Annotated in this window: 17 protein-coding genes; 7 read left to right on the plus strand and 10 right to left on the minus strand. The window is 72.5% G+C overall.

The features are described 5' to 3' along the window. Positions 1-37: 37 nt before the first annotated feature. Both efeO and efeU read right to left on the minus strand, forming a co-directional pair. Positions 38-1,168 (minus strand): iron uptake system protein EfeO, encoded by a 1,131-nt coding sequence (gene efeO / locus ACZ63E_RS31920; protein ID WP_465339869.1) that lies wholly within the window; start codon positions 1,166-1,168, stop codon positions 38-40. Further along, a complete protein-coding gene (efeU, locus tag ACZ63E_RS31925) occupies positions 1,165-2,007 on the minus strand; it encodes an iron uptake transporter permease EfeU (protein ID WP_465339870.1) in 843 nt (280 codons plus the stop codon). The genes efeO and efeU overlap by 4 nt, the downstream gene beginning before the upstream one ends. 233 nt (positions 2,008-2,240) lie before the next feature. Between efeU and ACZ63E_RS31930 the strand changes: the two genes are divergently transcribed. From ACZ63E_RS31930 to ACZ63E_RS31940, 3 genes are all read left to right on the plus strand, one after another. Then, entirely contained in the window at positions 2,241-2,840 is a 600-nt protein-coding gene (locus tag ACZ63E_RS31930) for an Rv1733c family protein (RefSeq protein WP_465339871.1), read from the plus strand. Between the two features lie 39 nt (positions 2,841-2,879). Further along, a complete protein-coding gene (locus ACZ63E_RS31935) occupies positions 2,880-3,512 on the plus strand; it encodes a DedA family protein (protein ID WP_465339872.1) in 633 nt (210 codons plus the stop codon). Between the two features lie 107 nt (positions 3,513-3,619). Continuing rightward, entirely contained in the window at positions 3,620-4,750 is a 1,131-nt protein-coding gene (locus ACZ63E_RS31940; RefSeq protein WP_465339873.1) for a hypothetical protein, read from the plus strand. Here the strand turns inward: ACZ63E_RS31940 and ACZ63E_RS31945 are convergent. Continuing rightward, entirely contained in the window at positions 4,701-5,996 is a 1,296-nt protein-coding gene (locus ACZ63E_RS31945; RefSeq protein ID WP_465339874.1) for a sensor histidine kinase, read from the minus strand. The genes ACZ63E_RS31940 and ACZ63E_RS31945 overlap by 50 nt on opposite strands. Positions 5,997-6,093: 97 nt before the next feature. Here ACZ63E_RS31945 and ACZ63E_RS31950 point away from each other — a divergent pair, with 97 nt between their 5' ends. Beyond that, positions 6,094-6,771, plus strand: coding sequence for a response regulator transcription factor (locus ACZ63E_RS31950; RefSeq protein WP_465339875.1), 678 nt, complete (start codon positions 6,094-6,096; stop codon positions 6,769-6,771). Positions 6,772-6,829: 58 nt separating this feature from the next. Here the strand turns inward: ACZ63E_RS31950 and ACZ63E_RS31955 are convergent, their stop codons facing one another. The 4 genes from ACZ63E_RS31955 to ACZ63E_RS31970 are packed head-to-tail and all read right to left on the minus strand — an operon-like array spanning position 6,830 to position 11,581. Beyond that, complete coding sequence (locus tag ACZ63E_RS31955; protein WP_465339876.1) at positions 6,830-8,809, minus strand: glycosyltransferase family 4 protein; 1,980 nt, start codon at positions 8,807-8,809, stop codon at positions 6,830-6,832. Further along, positions 8,806-9,438: a DUF998 domain-containing protein gene (locus ACZ63E_RS31960; RefSeq protein ID WP_465339877.1), complete on the minus strand. Its 633-nt coding sequence runs from the start codon at positions 9,436-9,438 to the stop codon at positions 8,806-8,808. The genes ACZ63E_RS31955 and ACZ63E_RS31960 overlap by 4 nt, the downstream gene beginning before the upstream one ends. A gap of 56 nt (positions 9,439-9,494) precedes the next feature. Then, positions 9,495-10,889: an ATP-binding protein gene (locus ACZ63E_RS31965; RefSeq protein ID WP_465339878.1), complete on the minus strand. Its 1,395-nt coding sequence runs from the start codon at positions 10,887-10,889 to the stop codon at positions 9,495-9,497. Further along, positions 10,886-11,581 carry a response regulator transcription factor gene (locus ACZ63E_RS31970; RefSeq protein ID WP_465339879.1) on the minus strand — a complete coding sequence of 232 codons (696 nt, stop codon included), beginning with the start codon at positions 11,579-11,581 and terminating at the stop codon, positions 10,886-10,888. The genes ACZ63E_RS31965 and ACZ63E_RS31970 overlap by 4 nt, the downstream gene beginning before the upstream one ends. 151 nt (positions 11,582-11,732) lie before the next feature. On the opposite strand from ACZ63E_RS31970, the gene ACZ63E_RS31975 reads away from it, so the two are divergent. Then, positions 11,733-12,191, plus strand: coding sequence for a DUF1707 SHOCT-like domain-containing protein (locus ACZ63E_RS31975; protein ID WP_465339881.1), 459 nt, complete (start codon positions 11,733-11,735; stop codon positions 12,189-12,191). Here ACZ63E_RS31975 and ACZ63E_RS31980 read toward each other — a convergent pair. Then, positions 12,106-12,921, minus strand: a complete 816-nt coding sequence (locus ACZ63E_RS31980) for an ABC transporter permease (protein ID WP_465339883.1) — start codon at positions 12,919-12,921, stop codon at positions 12,106-12,108. The two genes, ACZ63E_RS31975 and ACZ63E_RS31980, sit on opposite strands and share 86 nt — an antisense overlap. 41 nt (positions 12,922-12,962) lie before the next feature. After that, on the minus strand, positions 12,963-13,637 hold the full coding sequence (locus tag ACZ63E_RS31985; RefSeq protein WP_465339885.1) for a phosphatase PAP2 family protein: 675 nt from the start codon (positions 13,635-13,637) through the stop codon (positions 12,963-12,965). A gap of 300 nt (positions 13,638-13,937) precedes the next feature. Here ACZ63E_RS31985 and ACZ63E_RS31990 point away from each other — a divergent pair, with 300 nt between their 5' ends. Together ACZ63E_RS31990 and ACZ63E_RS31995 are read left to right on the plus strand one after the other, a co-directional pair. Further along, positions 13,938-14,582, plus strand: a complete 645-nt coding sequence (locus ACZ63E_RS31990; protein WP_465339886.1) for a phosphate signaling complex PhoU family protein — start codon at positions 13,938-13,940, stop codon at positions 14,580-14,582. A gap of 83 nt (positions 14,583-14,665) precedes the next feature. Further along, positions 14,666-15,517, plus strand: coding sequence for an alpha/beta fold hydrolase (locus ACZ63E_RS31995; RefSeq protein WP_465339887.1), 852 nt, complete (start codon positions 14,666-14,668; stop codon positions 15,515-15,517). A gap of 39 nt (positions 15,518-15,556) precedes the next feature. Here the strand turns inward: ACZ63E_RS31995 and ACZ63E_RS32000 are convergent, their stop codons facing one another. Beyond that, positions 15,557-15,871, minus strand: coding sequence for a TetR/AcrR family transcriptional regulator (locus ACZ63E_RS32000; RefSeq protein WP_465339888.1), 315 nt, complete (start codon positions 15,869-15,871; stop codon positions 15,557-15,559). Between the last annotated feature and the right edge of the window lie 168 nt (positions 15,872-16,039).

Raw genomic sequence — 16,039 nt, forward strand, 5'->3', positions numbered from 1 at the left:
GCTGATGTAGAAATACTACCTGACTGTAGAAGTCGTCCTACTTCGCCACGACCTCCGCGACCTTGCTCAGGGGTTCCGACAGCGCGTCCACGGCCGACGCGAACGCCTTGATCTGGTCCTTCGTCAGGTCGGTGTAGAGCTTGAAGGTGTCCCCGGTGCGCTGGGCGTCGAGGAGCTTCTGGACGTCGGCGAACCGGCCGTCGATCGTGGCCACCAGCGCGGGGTCGCGCTGGGACAGGACCGGGCGCAGCGCCTGGATGGCCGCCTTGGAGCCGTCCACATTGGCCTGGAAGTCGGAGAGATCCGTGTGGGAGAAGGCTTCCTCCTCGCCGGTGATCTTCCCGGTGGCGACCTCGTCGAGCAGGCTCTTGGCGCCGTTGGCCAGGTCGAGCGCGCTCAGCTGCAGCGCGCCGGCCTTCCGGCCCAGCGTGGTGACGTCGGTGACGAGCTGGTCGGCGACCGCGGCCGAGTCCGGCTGCAGGCCGGTCACCCACAAGTCCTTCTCCAGCCGGTGGAAGCCGGTGAACTTCTGCCCGGGCTCGAGGTCGGCTTCGCGGACGTCGAGCGCCGGGTCGAGGTCGCCGAACTTGGCCGCGACCGGTTCGATCCGCTCGTAGTACACCCGGGTCCGGGCGTACTGGGCCCGGGCGCCGGCGACGTCGCCGGCCTTGACCGTCGCGGCGAACTTCTTCGATTCGTCGGCGAACGCGCCGGTCTGACTGGTGACGTACCGCGCGTAGCCGCGCGCGGCATCGGCCAGTTCGGCGTTCACGTCGGCGCCCTTCGCCGCGCCTCCGGTGACGGTGAACGCGCCGCGGATGCCGGCGCCGGCCATCCCGGGCTTGCACGCGGTCTGGTACGCGCCGCCGCCGGCGACCTCCACGATCAGCCGCCGGGAAATCCCGGGCGCGATGTTCTCCACCTCGCCCATGATCCGGTCGCCCTCGCCGTAGAGGTAGAACTCGGTGACTTTGCCGCCCTGGTTGGAGATCTGGAACGTGATGGTCCCCGCGGGCGCCGTGTTCGCCGAAACCTGACAGCCCGTGTCGGTCGCGGTGACCGAGATCGGCCCGCCCGGGGCGGCGGCCGGGGGCTGGTCGTCACACGCCGTCAGGAGGGCGAGCGCGGTGAGCGCGGCTCCGGTCCGCAGTGCGGTCGCCATGGTCATTCCTTCGGTTCGGCGGTGACGGTGGTGGTGGCTTTGGCTCGCGCCGGGCGCAGGAAGAGCGGGAGCACGATCCCGACGTAGGCCACCCAGGCGATCGCCTGCAGGAGCGTGGTCTGCTGGGAGTAGTTGAAGATGCCCTTGAGCAGCGTGCCGTACCAGGAGGTCTCCGGCAGGACACCGGAAGCGTCGAAGGCCAAAGTGGACAGACCGGGGAGGAAGCCGCCCTCCTGGAGGTCGTGCAGGCCGTAACCCAGCACGCCGGCGGCGACGAACACGAGCAGCACACCGGTGATCCTGAAGAACTTCCCGAGGTCGAACCGCAGCGCGCCGCGGTAGAGCAGCCAGGTCAGCGCGACGGCGATGAGGATCCCGATGGCGAAACCGAGCAACGGGAGTGCGGTGTCACCCTGGGCGGTCTGGACGGCGGCGTAGAAGAAGACCGACGTCTCCAGGCCCTCGCGGCCGACGGACAGGAACGACACCAGCACGATCGCCAGCGGGCCGAGCTTCAGCGCGTTCTCCATCTTGCCGCGCAGCTCGGCGGAGATGTGCCGGGCGGCCGTGCGCATCCAGAAGATCATCGCGGTGACGAACGCGACGGCCACGATGGACAGCGTGCCGCCGACCAGCTCCTGGTGCGCGAAGGTCAGGTGGGCGGTGGTGTAGGTGAGGATCGCGCCCACGGCGACCGAAAGCAGCACCGCGGCGGCCACCCCGGGCCACACCCAGCGCAGCGCCGATCGCCGGTCGGTCTTGACGAGGAAGGCCACGAGGATGCTCACGACGAGCGCGGCCTCGAGTCCCTCCCGCAGGCCGATCAGCAGGCTGGAGAACAACAACGCGCGGCTCCTTGGCGATCCGGTGACGAGGGGACCGCGCAAGCATTAGGTAAGGCTCACCTCTGAATCCAGGAACCGGCCGTAAGTTAGCCGAACTTTAGGAACGGACAAAACAGTCAGCGGTGCCGATTGTGCTGCTCGGGGCGGCTCGGCCGGCAAGCATCTTCCAGTGCCGGGCAAAGGCGGGGTTAACGGTGCTGCGGCGGGCGAACGCGGCGGCGCACGCTGGGGTCATGGGCACTTTCTGGAGGGCAGGCGCCGTCGCGCGGCGTCTCCGGCTGCTCAAACCGATCTTCCTGCGGTCCGCGCGGGGGACCGACCGGCTCGGGGCGGTGCTCCTGCTCGTGGTGAGCCTGCTCGTCGTCGGGTCGGTCGCGGTGATCTGCCGCCAGGTCATGGCCGACTACGACCGGCTGGCGGCCTCGGCCGTGGTCGAGGGTCGTACGCGCCATGTGGTGACAGCGACCGTGCGCCCGGACATCCCGGTGCCGGCCGGCTCGGCGTCGGCCGGCGGTGAGCTCGTCCCGGTCACCGCCACCTGGCTCGCGCCGGGCGGCCGGCTCCGGCAAGGCGTGGTCGATGTGGGGGCCGGCCCGGCGCTGCCGCAGCACGTCCCGGTGTGGATCGACCAGTCCGGCGGGCAGGTGGTGCCGCCGCTCAGTGGCGCCGAGGCGTTCACGACGGCGATCCTCGGCGGTCTCGTCTGGGAAAGCGTGGTGCTCGTCGTGCTCGGCGGGGTCTACCTGGTGCTGCGTCGCGGACTGGACCGGCGCCGGGCGCGCTCGTGGGACCGCGAGTGCGCGCGAGGCGGGTGGCGGTCAAAAACGACATAGGTGTAGAACTACTACGTAGTTGTCGAAGAAAGGTGGCCGATGAACCCGTTGAGCGCGACGTCGTGGTTGTCCAGCCTCGGCACGGCCGGGGTCTTCCTCGTGCTGTTCGCCGAAACCGGCCTGCTGATCGGGTTCTTCCTGCCCGGGGACTCCCTGCTGTTCACCGCCGGCCTGTTCTGCACCACCAGCGCCACCGCCACCGTGCACCTTTCGCTTCCGGCCGTGCTGGTCGCGTCGGTCGCCGGGGCCCTGCTGGGGGCGCAGACCGGGTTCCTCCTCGGCCGGCGCGGCGGACGTCCACTGCTCGCCAGGTCGCGGAACGCCCACCTGCATCGCGGCATGGCCCGCGCGGAGGAGCTCTTCGGCCGGTATGGGCACGCCAAAGCCATCGTCCTCGCCCGGTTCGTCCCGGTCGTGCGGACCGTGCTGAACCCGCTCGCCGGAATCCTCGCGGTGCCCGCGCGGACCTTCACGATCTGGCAGGTTCTGGGCGGGCTCCTGTGGGCGGTCGGCGTCACGCTCGCCGGGTACGTGCTCGGCTCCGGCATTCCCGGGATCGACCAGTACCTCCTGCCGATCGTCGCGCTCGTGGTCGTCGTCTCGCTCATCCCGCTCGCCCTGGAAATCCTGCGCGGCCGCAAGCGAAACACCGAAACCCGCGACCGCGCTTAACTGTTCGCTAGCAATTCGATGGACTGGCTCGAACCGCGGGATCGTTACCGTGAAATATGGTCGACGTAGCCGGTAAAACCGGAGTCCCGCCCTTTCCCCGGCCGCCGGTGAAACGCCGTCGAAAGCGTTTCAGGCGAGCACTGGCCGTCTTTCTGCTGCTGATCATCTACCCGGCCGTCACGTACGTGCAGGCGCTCACCGCGCCGGGCGCGGCGACCTTCGCCGCGCGGACGGCGGACTGGGCCCGGCAGATGGGCGCCGGTCCGGTCGTGAACGCCGTCGAGAACTGGTACTACACCCGGCATCCGCCGGGCGGCGGCAGTCCCGACGCGAACGCGCTGCCCGCGCCGGTGGCGGCACCGGTGTCGTCGGACAACACGGCGAACGCGCCCGCCGCGCTGCCCACCCTGCCCGGCGCCCTGCCGGGTGAAGGGCAGTGGGTGCCGGGCGCGCGGATGGCCGGTGGCCAACCGGCGGACTACACGACGTTCCTCCGCCCCGACCCCGGCCACGCCAGCGTGGTCGCCGCGGTGGTGGCCTTCGACCAGAAGTGGACCGGCCTGCACCTGATCGCCGGGACGAAGGAGCCGGGCGGCCAGTGGCCCGAGGGCGCGCAGGTCCCCGACACGCTGCGGTCGTCGCTGCTCGCGACGTTCAACTCCGGGTTCAAGTTCCGCGACACCCCGGGCGGCTTCTACGCCGACGGACGGTCCGGCATCCCGCTCGAGAACGGGATGGCCTCCCTGGTCGTCGACAAGTCCGGGGTGGCGACCGTCGGTGTGTGGGGCCGGGACGTCCACCTGACGCCGGACGTCGCGGCGGTGCGCCAGAACCTCGAGCTGGTCGTCGACGGCGGGAAGCCGGTGCCTGGTCTGTCCGGCAACCCGGCGGGACAGTGGGGGAACGCGAAGAACCAGTTCCAGTTCACCTGGCGGTCCGGGATCGGCGTGGACGGGCAGGGCAGGCTGGTCTACGTCGCCGGGAACCAGCTCACCCTCACCGCGCTGGCGGACGCGCTGTCGAGCGCGGGCGCGGTCCGGGGCATGGAGCTCGACATCCACGGCGGGATGGTCAGCGCCAACCTCTTCCGGCCGGACCTCCCCGGCTCGTCGCCGGTCACGCTGACCCAGGACATGCCGACCGCGCCGGATCGCTACCTCGCGCCCGACCAGCGTGACTTCTTCGCGGTCACGGTGCGGGCGGGGGCGCTGCACGGGCCGACGGCAGCAGCAAGGTGAACGTCGTGGGGGCCGGGCTGCCGAGCCGCAGCCGGCCCCCTTCGGCCTCGGCCAGGTCCCGGGCGAGGGCGAGGCCGATGCCCGAGCCGCCGGCGCCGCTGTGGCCACGGGTGAACATGTTCGCCACGTCCGCGGCGTCCCGGCCTTCGTCGGCGACGTCGAGGACGAAGGCGTCTCCGGCGTCGCGGGTCGTGATGGTCACCGTGCCCCGGCCGTGGATGACGGCGTTGTCCAGCAGGACACCGAGGATCTGCCGCACGGCGGCCTCGGCCGCGCGCGGCCGGCCCGTCGCCTGAGGGGCGATCCGCAGCCGGCGGCCCCGGGCGGCGAGCAGCTCGCGCCAGCCGGCGACGACGTCGCGCAGCAGGCCGTCCGGTTCGATCACCCCGCGGTCCTCCGGCGGCCGGGCGGCGAGCATGACGAGGTCGTTGATCGTGGTCTCCATCCGGTCCGCCGTGCCGAGGGCGGCCTCGACCGCGGCGGCCAGGTCCTGACCGGGAGGGTCGAGCGCGGATTCGAGCTGCAGGCGCAGGCCGGCCAACGGCGTCCGCAGCTGGTGCGAGGCGTCCGCGGCCAAGGCGCGCTGACGGTCGAGGGCGTCGCCGATCCGGACCGCGGCCTGGTCGAGCGCTTCGGCCAGCTGGTCGATCTCGCCGATGCCGCTGACCGGGGCCCGGACGGTGAAGTCGCCGCCCCCGAGCCGCGCGGCCGCGCCGGACAGCTGCTCGAGGGGGCCCGCGACCCGGGCGGCGAGCCGGGCGGCCAGCAGCCAGGTCAGCGCGAGCGCGGCGACGCCGAGCCCGGCCATCGCCAGCCAGGAGACCGCGACCTTCTGGTACCACTCGGTGTGCGGCGTCGACGCGCGCACGATGCCCTGCAGCTGCGAGTCGTGCAGGATCGGCACCGCGACGACGAGGTCCGAGCCGACGTCGCCGGTCGCGACCTCGCCGGCCCGGGCCCGCTGCACGATCGCGTCGCCGACGGTCGGTCCTTGGCCGGTCAGCAGCGTTCCGCTCGGGGTGTACAACCCGGTCGTGTCCTCTTCGGACCCCGGGAACCGCGGCAGGCTGACGTGGGTGAGGACGTCGTCGGCGATCGACAGGGCGGCCGCGTCGGCGGTGCGTTCGAGCTCGGTGCGCTCGTCCTGCGCGAAATAACCGGCGACGCCGATCGCGAGGGGCGCCCCGAAGAGCGTCGTCGCCAGCAGGGCCGCGGCGACGGCGAGCAGGATGATGCGTCTGCGCATGACTTCAGTCTGCCCGCCGGGCGGCGATTTCCAGGTGGTGAAGGTTAGCGTTCGGCTAAATCCGGTTTCCGTGATCGGAGACCGGATAGAATTCGTCATGGCCGCAGTTCTCCTCGTCGAAGACGACGAAACCATCGGGAGCCTGCTCGAATCGGCGCTCCGCATGCACGACTACGACGTGATGTGGTCGCGCACGGGCGGCGACGCGCTGCGCCGGATGCAGCTCGACGAGTACGACGTCGTCCTCCTCGACCTCGGGCTGCCGGACCTGGACGGCATCGAGGTCTGCCGGCGGGCGCGCGGCATCACCCCCAACGCCCTGATCATCATGATCACGGCGCGGACGCAGGAGATGGACGTGGTGGTCGGCCTGGAGGTCGGCGCGGACGACTACCTGACCAAACCCCTGCGCCTGCGCGAACTCCTAGCGCGGCTGCACGCGCACCTGCGTCGCGGGACGTCGTCGAACGTGCTGCCGCTGCGCGTGGGGGAGCTGGTGGTTCAGGTGGCCGCCCGCCGCGTGACCCTGTCGGGCGACGAGATCGTGTTGCGGCCCAAGGAGTTCGACCTGCTGCACCGCCTGGCCCAGGAGCCGGGCTCGGCGATCAGCCGGGACACGCTGATGGCGGACGTGTGGGATACGCACTGGCGCGGGTCGACCAAGACCTTGGACGTGCATATCGTGACGTTGCGCCGGAAACTCGCCGAGGCGGCGAGTGAGGCGCCGACGATTACCACGGTGCGCGGATACGGTTATCGGCTCGAAACGCCGTGAATGTTCTTGACGGGTAAGCGCTCGGCCAACGCAGTTAGCCGAGCGCCCACCCGCCCCGTCACGCGGCTTGCCCGACCATCGACGGCGTCGAAACCCCCGCGAGAATCCGGTACTGGCTCTCGAAAGTCGCGAGCGCGCCGTTGATGTCGTGCCGGGCGACCAGAGTCCGGGACGCCTCGCCCATCCGGGCCCGCAGATCCGGATCCGCCGCCAGCTCGGCGATCCACCGGGAGATCGTCGTGATCGCTCCCGGTTCGAAGAGGAAACCGTTGTCGCCGTGGTGGACCAGGTGGGGCAGGGCCAGTGCGTCGGCGGCGATGACGGGGAGGCCGGCCGCCATCGCCTCCATCGTGGCCAGGCTCTGCAGCTCCGCCGTGCCGGGCATGCAGAAGACGTCGGCCCGGGCGTAGCGGTGGACGAGCTCGGCGTCCGGCACAAAACCGTGGAACGTCACGCGGTTGCTGACGTGCAGCTCGCCGGCGAGCGCCTCCAGCTCGTGGCGGCGGGTGCCGTCGCCGACGAGGTCCACGCGCACGTGCGGCAGCGGGGCCAGGGCGCGCAGCAGCTGGTCGATGTTCTTCTCCGCGTCCAGCCGCCCCACGAACAGGACCGACATCGGCCCGTCGGCCGGGCGCGCGGCCGGTGCGGCGTAGTGCGCGAGGTCGATGCCGCAGGACACGACCTGGGCCGGCCGGCCCAGCCCGATCCCGGCCAGGACCTCGGCCGCCCGCGGGGTCGGGGTCGTGACGATGCGCGCGTCACGGTAGACGCGGACCAGGTCCTTCCACGCCCAGCGGGCGATCGCCGCCTTCACCCGGCGTGGGAACGGCGTGTAGCCGAGCAGGTTGTCCGGCATGAAGTGGTTGGTGGCCATCCCGGGGACGTCGCGCTCGGCCGCCGCCTCGAGCAGCGCGCGGCCGACGCCGAAGTGGGCCTGGACGTGGACGACGTCGGGGCGGAGCCGGTCCAGGAGCGGTCCGACCTCCTTGCGGGCGCCGCCGGGGGTGCAGAACCGGTAGTCGCCGTGGAACGGGATCGCGCGGGACCGGACGCGATGGATCGTGTACCCGTCACGCTCTTCGGTGCGCGACGGGCCGTCGTCGGACGGGCAGACGACGTGGACGTCGTGGCCGCGGCCGGCCAGCCCGCGGGCGAGCCGCTCGGTGAAGAACGCGGCGCCGTTGATGTTGGGCGGGAACGTGTCGGCGCCGATCAGGACGCGAAGACCGGTCGGGTGCTCGGGCACGGGGTTCTCCTCGGTGGTCGGAACGGCGCCGGCGAGCACACGCACGCCGGCGAGAGCGACGACCGCGGCGATGGCGGCCGCGGGCTTCGGGGCCTCGCCGTAGGCCAGCGCGGCCACGGCGACGGCGGTCAAGGGGTCCAGCACGGTTGTGGTGCCGACGACAACAGCGGTCGAGCCGGCGGCGTAGGCGCGGTGCAGGAGCACGCCGCCCGCGCCGAGCAGCAGCAGCGCCTGCCCGCCGAGCAGGAGCGCCGTGCCGAGCGGCTGCGACGCGGCCGCGTGCACCACCGACGAGCCGAGTCCGAAGAGGACCGCCGCCGCGGCCGCCAGCGCGGCACAGCCCGCCCGCGCGAACCAGGCGAGCGCCGCGATCACGAGCCCGATGACGGCCACGGTCTCGGCCGTGCCCGCGCTGATCACCGCGGTCGAGGTTCCCGAGGCCGCGAAGGCCACGAACCCGGCGACCCCCGCGACGACGAGCACGACGGCCGCGAGCGTCCGGCGGGTGCGGACCCGGCGTCCGAACAGGACGGTCAGGACCAGGCTGACCACACCGAGCGGCTGCACGACCGGGAGCGGGGCCAGCGACAACGCGACGACGTGCAGCAGGCTGCCGCCGACGGCCAGGCTGGTGCCGGTCCACCAGCCGGGCGAGCGCAGCAGCCGGGACAGGGTGCGCAGCCCCGGTGTGCCCCGGGTGCCCAGCCCGGTCACCTCGGCGTGCTGCCGGGTCGCGGCCAGCGCGAACAGCGCGGCGGCGAGCAGGGCGCACAGGATCGCGAGCGCGGTCATCGGACGGCCTCCGGCACCCGGCGCAGGGCCGTCGCCACCGTAGCGACGATCAGGAACTCGGCCAGCAGCGCGACCCGTTCGAGCAGGCCGATCGGCAGCCAGCCGACCACCTGCGCGGTGCCGAACGCCGCCGCGGTCACGACTCCGGCGACCGCGCCGCGCCGCAACGCCGGGGCGACGCCGAGCCAGCGGGGTTCGGCGCGCAGCCGGGCGCTCAGCGCCCAGGCCGCGAGCGGCAGGCTGGCGAACAGCACCGCCCCGCCGGCGCGGTGGATCTCCCCGGACACCGTGGGGTCCGCGGCGCTGAGGTTGCTGCGGAAGACCAGGACCACCACGAGCCCGGCCGTCCAGAGCAGGAAGAGGGTGCTCGCCAGCGGGCTGCGCGGCAGCGCGGCGAGGCGGGCCGCGACGGCGAGCATCGCCGCGGCGACCAGCAGGAGCACGACCGCCGCTTCGAACAGCAGCCGGCCGCCGCGGTGCCAGGCGTAGTCGCTGACCGGGTCACGCCAGGGGCTGACGTTCCCGGCGAACCCGAGGGTCAGGCCGGCGATGATCACCTGCGCGACGGCGGCCGTGACCAGCGTCAGCGTCGCCAGCGGCGTGGGCGAAAGCGCGGTCCGTGGGGTCACCCCTCAGACGGTGGTGCGCGTCCATGAGAGTTCGATGAAGATCGCGCGCGGTTTCCTTAAGAAGCGGCCAGCGGGAGCACGAGGTCGAACCGCGCGCCCCCGTCGCCGGCCCGGGCCGCCGAAGCGCGCCCGCCGTGCTGGGTGAGCACCTGCTCGACGATGGCCAGGCCGAGCCCGGAGCCGGGCAGGGCGCGGGCGGCGTCGGCCCGGTAGAACCGCTCGAACACGTGCGGCAGGTCGGCCTCGGGGATCCCCGGTCCTTCGTCGTCGACGCGCACGCGTACCGCGCCGTCCGCCACGCTCATGGCGACCCGCACGGTCCCGCCGGGCGTGGACCACTTCGCGGCGTTGTCGAGGACGTTCAGCACCGCGCGTTCCACCGCGGCGGGCCGCGCGACGACGTCGGCCTGGGCCAGCTCGGCCTTGAACGTGACGGCCGGCCACCGCGACCGGGTGCGCTCGACCGCCGAGCCGACGACGTCGGCCAGGTCGAGGCGTTCGGTCTCCTCGCTCGGGCGTTCGCCGGTGGAGAGGTCGACCAGCTCGCCGATCAGCGCGGTCAGCTCGACGGCCTGCGTGTCGAGGTCGGCCAGCAGCCGTGAGCGGTCTTCGGCCGAGAGCTGCCGCTGGGGGTTGGCGTCGGCGTGGATGAGCAGCTCGATGTTGGTGCGCAGGCTCGTCAGCGGGGTGCGCAGCTCGTGCCCGGCGTCCTCGACCAGCCGGCGCTGCTCGTCGCGGGAGCGGCTCAGCGCGGTCAGCATCGCGTTGAACGAGGTGGCCAGCCGGCCGATCTCACCGGACGCGGTGACCTCGATCGCCGCGGACAGCTCCTGCGTGCGGGCGACGTTCTCCGCCGCCGACGTGAGGTCGTCGACCGGGCGCAGTGCCGAGCGCGCGATCGCGCGGCCGACCAGCGTGGCGCCGAGGACACCGGCGACGGACACCACCAGGAGCCACAAACCCAGCCGCGTCAAGGTGTCTTCGACGTCTTCGGAGTCCTGGGCGACCTGGACCGCGCCGCCGTCGGAGCGCTGGGCCGTCCAGACGCGGAACCGGTCGCCGTCGATGCGGCGGACGTCGGAGGCACGCCCGGTGGTGCCCGCGGCGACCGGCGCGTCCACCGGCGAGGGCGGGATCTCCGGTTTCGCTCCCGCGGTGCCGGTGACGGCTCCGGTGGCCGAGAGGAACTGCACGGTCAGGCCGCCGTTGTGGCCGAACCGGGGCCGGTCCTCGGCCGACTGCAGGGTCGCCAGCGCCTCCTCGGGCGAGGCGGTCTTCGCCGCGAGCTGGGCGTAGGACTGCAGCCGGGCGTCGAACTGGTCGTAGAGATCGGCCCGGGTGATGCTCCAGGACAGCGCCGACACGGTGACCACGGCGACCGCGACGGCGCCGGCGACGAGCACGCCGAGCCGGGCCCGCAGGGAGAGTTTCTTCCAGCGCAGGCGTTTCACAGCGGTTCCTCGCGCAGGACGTACCCGACGCCGCGCACGGTGTGCAGCAGCCGCGGCTCGCCCTCGGCTTCCAGCTTGCGGCGCAGGTAGCTGACGTAGACGTCGAGGCCGTTGGAGGCGCTGCCGAAGTCGTAACCCCAGACGTGCTCGAACATCACGGTGCGGGTGAGCACGATCCGGGGGTGCCGCAGGAACGTCTCCAGCATGGCGAACTCGGTCCGGGTCAGGTGCAGGCCGCGGTCGCCGCGGAAGACCTCCCGCGTCGCCGGGTCGAGGGTGACGTCGCCGAACCGCAGCGCCGCGGGGGCGGGCGGCGTGGCCGGGGCGTTGTACTCGGTGCGGCGCAGCAGGGCCCGCACCCGGGCCAGCAGCTCCTGCAGCGCGAAGGGTTTGACGAGGTAGTCGTCGGCCCCCGCGTCGAGGCCGGCGACCCGGTCGGTCACCCCGGTCCGCGCGGTCAGCATCAGGACCGGCACGGTGTTGCCCTCGGCGCGCAGCACCCGGCAGACCTCGAGGCCGCCGAGCACCGGCATCGTGACGTCGAGCAGCACGCCGTCGGGACTCTCGTCGCGGATCATCGTCAGCCCCGCCGCGCCGTCACCGGCGATGGAGACGCGGTAACCCTCGAACCGCAGCGTGCGCGAGAGGGAGTCCTGCACCGCCGTCTCGTCGTCGACGATCACCAAGTGCACTCCGGAGTCCCTTCACTCGGTGTTGATGACACAGGGTAACTGTAGTTGAGTTCGGCGCGACCGGGGCGAACTCTCATCGAAGATTAACGTTCGCCAGGTTTTCCGCGGTTAGCCTCGGGAGAAGTGCTTTCCCGGAACGAAAGAGGAAACGATGAGCGAGAACGCACCTGGCACGACGATGCCCGAGGGGATTCGCTGTTCGGATGCGGAACGTGAACAGGTCCGAACGGCGCTTTACGCGGCGGCCGGCGAAGGCCGGTTGACGATGGACGAGGTCGAGGAGCGCCTCGGACAGCTCGAGTCGATCCGCTTCCGGCACGAACTGGCCACGCTGACCGCGGATCTGCCCGCGACGTCGCCGGATGCGCCGAAGGGGTGGCGGCAGATCCTGTCCGCCGCGGGCGCCGCACTGGCCGCCGACGTCGCGGTCCTGCGCGGCCGGGCCGCGGAGCCCACCCCCGGCCGCCGCCGCCGGCTGCTGATCATCGTGACCGTCCTCATCGGACTCCTGATCGCGGCGGCGATCATCGCGGGCGCGGTGCACGGCTTCGGCGCAGAAGGCTTCGAGGGCCACGAGGTGGGCGCTCTGGAACACGGTCACGGCGGCTGAGCTTGCCCGCCGCGACGAGCTGGACCGTCACCAGGATCGACACCGCTTCCGCCGCCAGCAGCCCGATGAGCACCAGGACCTGCGTCATCCCGGCCTGAAGCGGTCCGGCGCCGCCGAGCAATACACCGACGTACGCGCCCGGGAGGGTCACCAGGCCCACCGTGCGGGTCTGGTCCAGGGCCGGGATCAGCGCGTGGCCGGCCGAGGGGCGGCAGATCTCGAGCGCGGCCGGGCGGGGCGTGAACCCCAGCGCCAGGGCCGCCTCGTACTCGCCGTGGCGGGACTTCAGCTCGTCGAGGGCGCGGCGGGCGGCCTGCGACGTCGCCGTCATCGCGCCGCCGATGATGATGCCCGCGATCGGGACCAGCGCGATCGGCTTCGGGGGGACCACGCCGGCCCCGATGACGAGCGCCAGCACCGGCGCGACGCCGGCCGCGAGCGCCGCCGCCGTCCACGGCAGGTTCGCCCAGCCGCCGACGCGGCGTGCGGACGTCACCGCCGCGATCGTGAACATGAGCAGCACGAAGAGGCCGGTGAGCGGGACCGAGCGCAGCACGGCGGTGATCACCAGCGACACGAGGGCCAGCTGCGCGACCGCCCGCACGGCCGCGACCAGCACGGCCCGCCCCTGGCCGAGCTCCCCCCAGCGCACGACGGCGGCGCCGGCGACGGCGAGCAGGACCAGCACCACCACGAGGGCTGGGCCGAAAGTGATCGCGGCGTTGTTCACGGTGTCGATTGTGGCCGGAAGTCAGCGGGCCTGAGCGGCTGTCATCCGACGAGCTGCTCGTTCGCTTCGCGTTCGTCGATGCGCTGCAGAACCAGGGCGCCGGACAGCCAAGCGGTGGCGAAGGCGAGGCTGCCGAGCACGTCGGTGGGCCAGTGCACACCGAGGTGGACGCGGGTCCAGGCGATCGTGAGGGCGTAGGCCACCGCGACGAGCCAGACCAGCCACCGCGGGGCACGAGCGAAGCGGCGGACGACCAGCCAGGCGATCAGGCCCGCGGCGAGTGTCGCGTCGGAGGTGTGTCCCGACGGGAAGGCCAGCCCACCGGCGTCGACGGCCCAGTCCGCCGCCAGTGGCCGGGGCCGGGCGATCAGCTCGGAGATCGCGTAGCGGGTGAGCACGGCGAACAGCATCAGCACGAGGACGAGCACGGCTCGGTTGAGCCGGGCCCGCACCGGCCCCGGAGTCAAAACGGCGGCGACCACGAAGACCAGCGGAGCGGTGAACGCCGAGGACGCGGTCGTCGTGAGCACCGCGGCGAACGACGTCAGGCCCGCGCCGCGGTCGGTCACGAACCACCGGTGGACGGCGAGGTCGATTCCGCCCGCCCAGGGCAGCAGGTCACTCGCCGAGGTGAGCAGCGCCAGGAACACCACCAGCGCCGCCACGGCGACGGCGAGGGGTTTCCGGGTGCTGAGGACGGCGGGCGTGGACGACACCGCGCCGACGTTAGGACCGCCGTGGTCAGCGGCCGGTTCGACGGAGGTTAAAGCCCGTTAACCCCGGGGAGTCCACTGTGGAGGAAGGCGGCCTCGGGCAGCGCCGTGCGGCCGGGGACGCGGGCCGGCGGTGAGGCGGGCCCGGCCGTCGAGGGGGAGGGAGCGGCCGGACCCGCGAGACGGGACCTTAGCGGAATCCGTGCCGGAGAACGAGTGTTACCACGATAATCGTCGTGAATGTCCGCGGACTTCGGGAGCGCGCGCCCGGTTTCGCGGGGTGGAGGGCGCTAGCATGCTTCGATGCGGGAAAGGTTTCACGGCGAGTTGACCGAGCTGGGCGAGCGGCTGGCGTACATGTGCGGCTTGGCGGGGGAGTCGATGCGGCTGGCCAGCCAGGCGCTGCTGACCGCTGATCTACGGCTCGCCGAGCGGGTGCTCGGCGCCGACGCCGTTCTCGACCGGGCCTGTGGGGAGTGCGAAGAGCGAGCTCAGGCGCTGCTGGCGTTGCAGGCGCCGGTGGCGGGGAACCTGCGGGCGATCCTCGCGGCGGTGTACTCCGCGGAGAAGATCGAGCGGATGGGCGACCTGGCGGCGCACATCGCCGACACCGCCCGCTTCAACCATCCCGAGCCCGCGGTTCCGGCGGAGCTGGAGGCGGTGTTCGAGGAGATGGCCGCGACCGGGGCGGGGATGGCCGACCGGCTCGGGGAGCTGATCGCCGGGGACGCGACGGGCGGGTTCGCCGAGCTGGACGCCACCGACCACGCGGTCGACGCGTTGCACGCCGAGGTCCTCAGGCGGATCACCGGCGACGACTGGCGGCACGGCGTCCAGTCGGCGACGGGGTTGGCGTTGCTGGCGCGGTTTTACGAGCGGTTCGCGGATCAGGCCGTCTCGGTGGCGAAACGGCTGGAGTTCGCGGAAACGGGGACGGCGCCTTCCTGAGCCGCGACTGTCCGGCCGGGTCGTCGACGTCCCGGCGAGGTTCGTCCGCGATGCCGCACCATGGACCGACTGAGGAGGCGACGATGCCCGATGCGACGTTCACCCTGCCCGGAGCCGTGACCGCGTACCGGTGGGACCCGGTGGGGAAGCCGGCCGGGATCCTGCAGCTGACGCACGGGATGGGGGAGCACGTCCGGCGCTACGAGCGGGTCGCGCGCGCGTTCGCCGAGCGTGGGTTCGCCGTATTCGGGCAGGACCACCGCGGCCACGGCGCCTCGATCACCGCGGAGCCGGGCGACCTCGGCCTGGACGGCTGGGCGGCGCTGGTGGCCGACATCGGGGTGCTGACCGCCCACGCGCGTGCGGAGTTCCCGGAACTGCCGGTCGTGCTGCTGGCGCACAGCATGGGGTCGTTCGCGGCGCAGCAGTACCTGCTGGACCACTCGGCGGACGTCTCGGCGGTGATCCTGACCGGGACGGCGGCCCTCGACGTCCTCGAGCCGGCGCTGGACCTGGACCAGCCCCTCGACCTGGCGATGTTCAACGCGCCGTTCCAGCCGCCGCGCACGGACTACGACTGGCTCAGCCGCGACGAGTCCGAAGTGGACGCTTATGTCACGGACCCGTTGTGCGGCTTCGGGATCGACCCGGCGAATACCAAGGCGATGTTCGTCGGCGCGCGCCGGCTGGCGGACCCGGCCGAGGTGGCCCGGATGCGGCCGGACCTGCCGCTGTACCTCGCGGTGGGGGACCAGGACCCGGTGAACGGCAACCTGGCGTTGTTCGACGTCCTGGTGCAGCGCTACCGGGACGCGGGTCTCGCGGACGTGACGACGCGGGTGTATCCGGGCGCGCGGCACGAGATCCTCAACGAGACGAACCGCGCCGAGGTGGTCGGCGAGCTGCTGGCCTGGGCGGAGCTCAAGCTCCGCTGACCTGGGCCGAGCCCGGGCGGAGGCCGTCCATCAGGAGGTTCAGCAGGCGCCCGGCCTGGGCTTCGTGCCCGGGCCGGGCGCCTGCTGAAGATGCCGATCAGGGACGCGGCCGGCGTCGATCATCGCGACCAGGGTGTCGAGCATGCCGTTCTTGGTCGCGATCCAGTCCCCGAACAGGCCCATCCAGCGCCGCATCGCCGCGGCCGGGGCCAGCCGGGCGAGCAGCTCGCGGGCGCCGGTCGTCAGCCGCACGACCTGGTCGCGGTAGACCGCGTCGACCAGCGACTCGCGGGTGGGGAAGTGCCGGTAGAGCGTCGCGATGCCGACCCCGGCTTCGCGCGCGATGGCCCGCATCGACGGCTCGGCGCCGGCAGGACCTCGGCTACAGGATCCCGTAGGCCGTCTTCGCCGCACTGCTGGCCGCCATCGCCCGTCGCGCTCGTGGTGCTGCCACGGCTGAAGATTCCTCCTGGTGCTGTTCCCGCTCGGCCACGGCGGCTGGGTCGTGATCTCGATGGTGCT

This window comes from Amycolatopsis sp. NPDC104819, assembly GCF_055583145.1.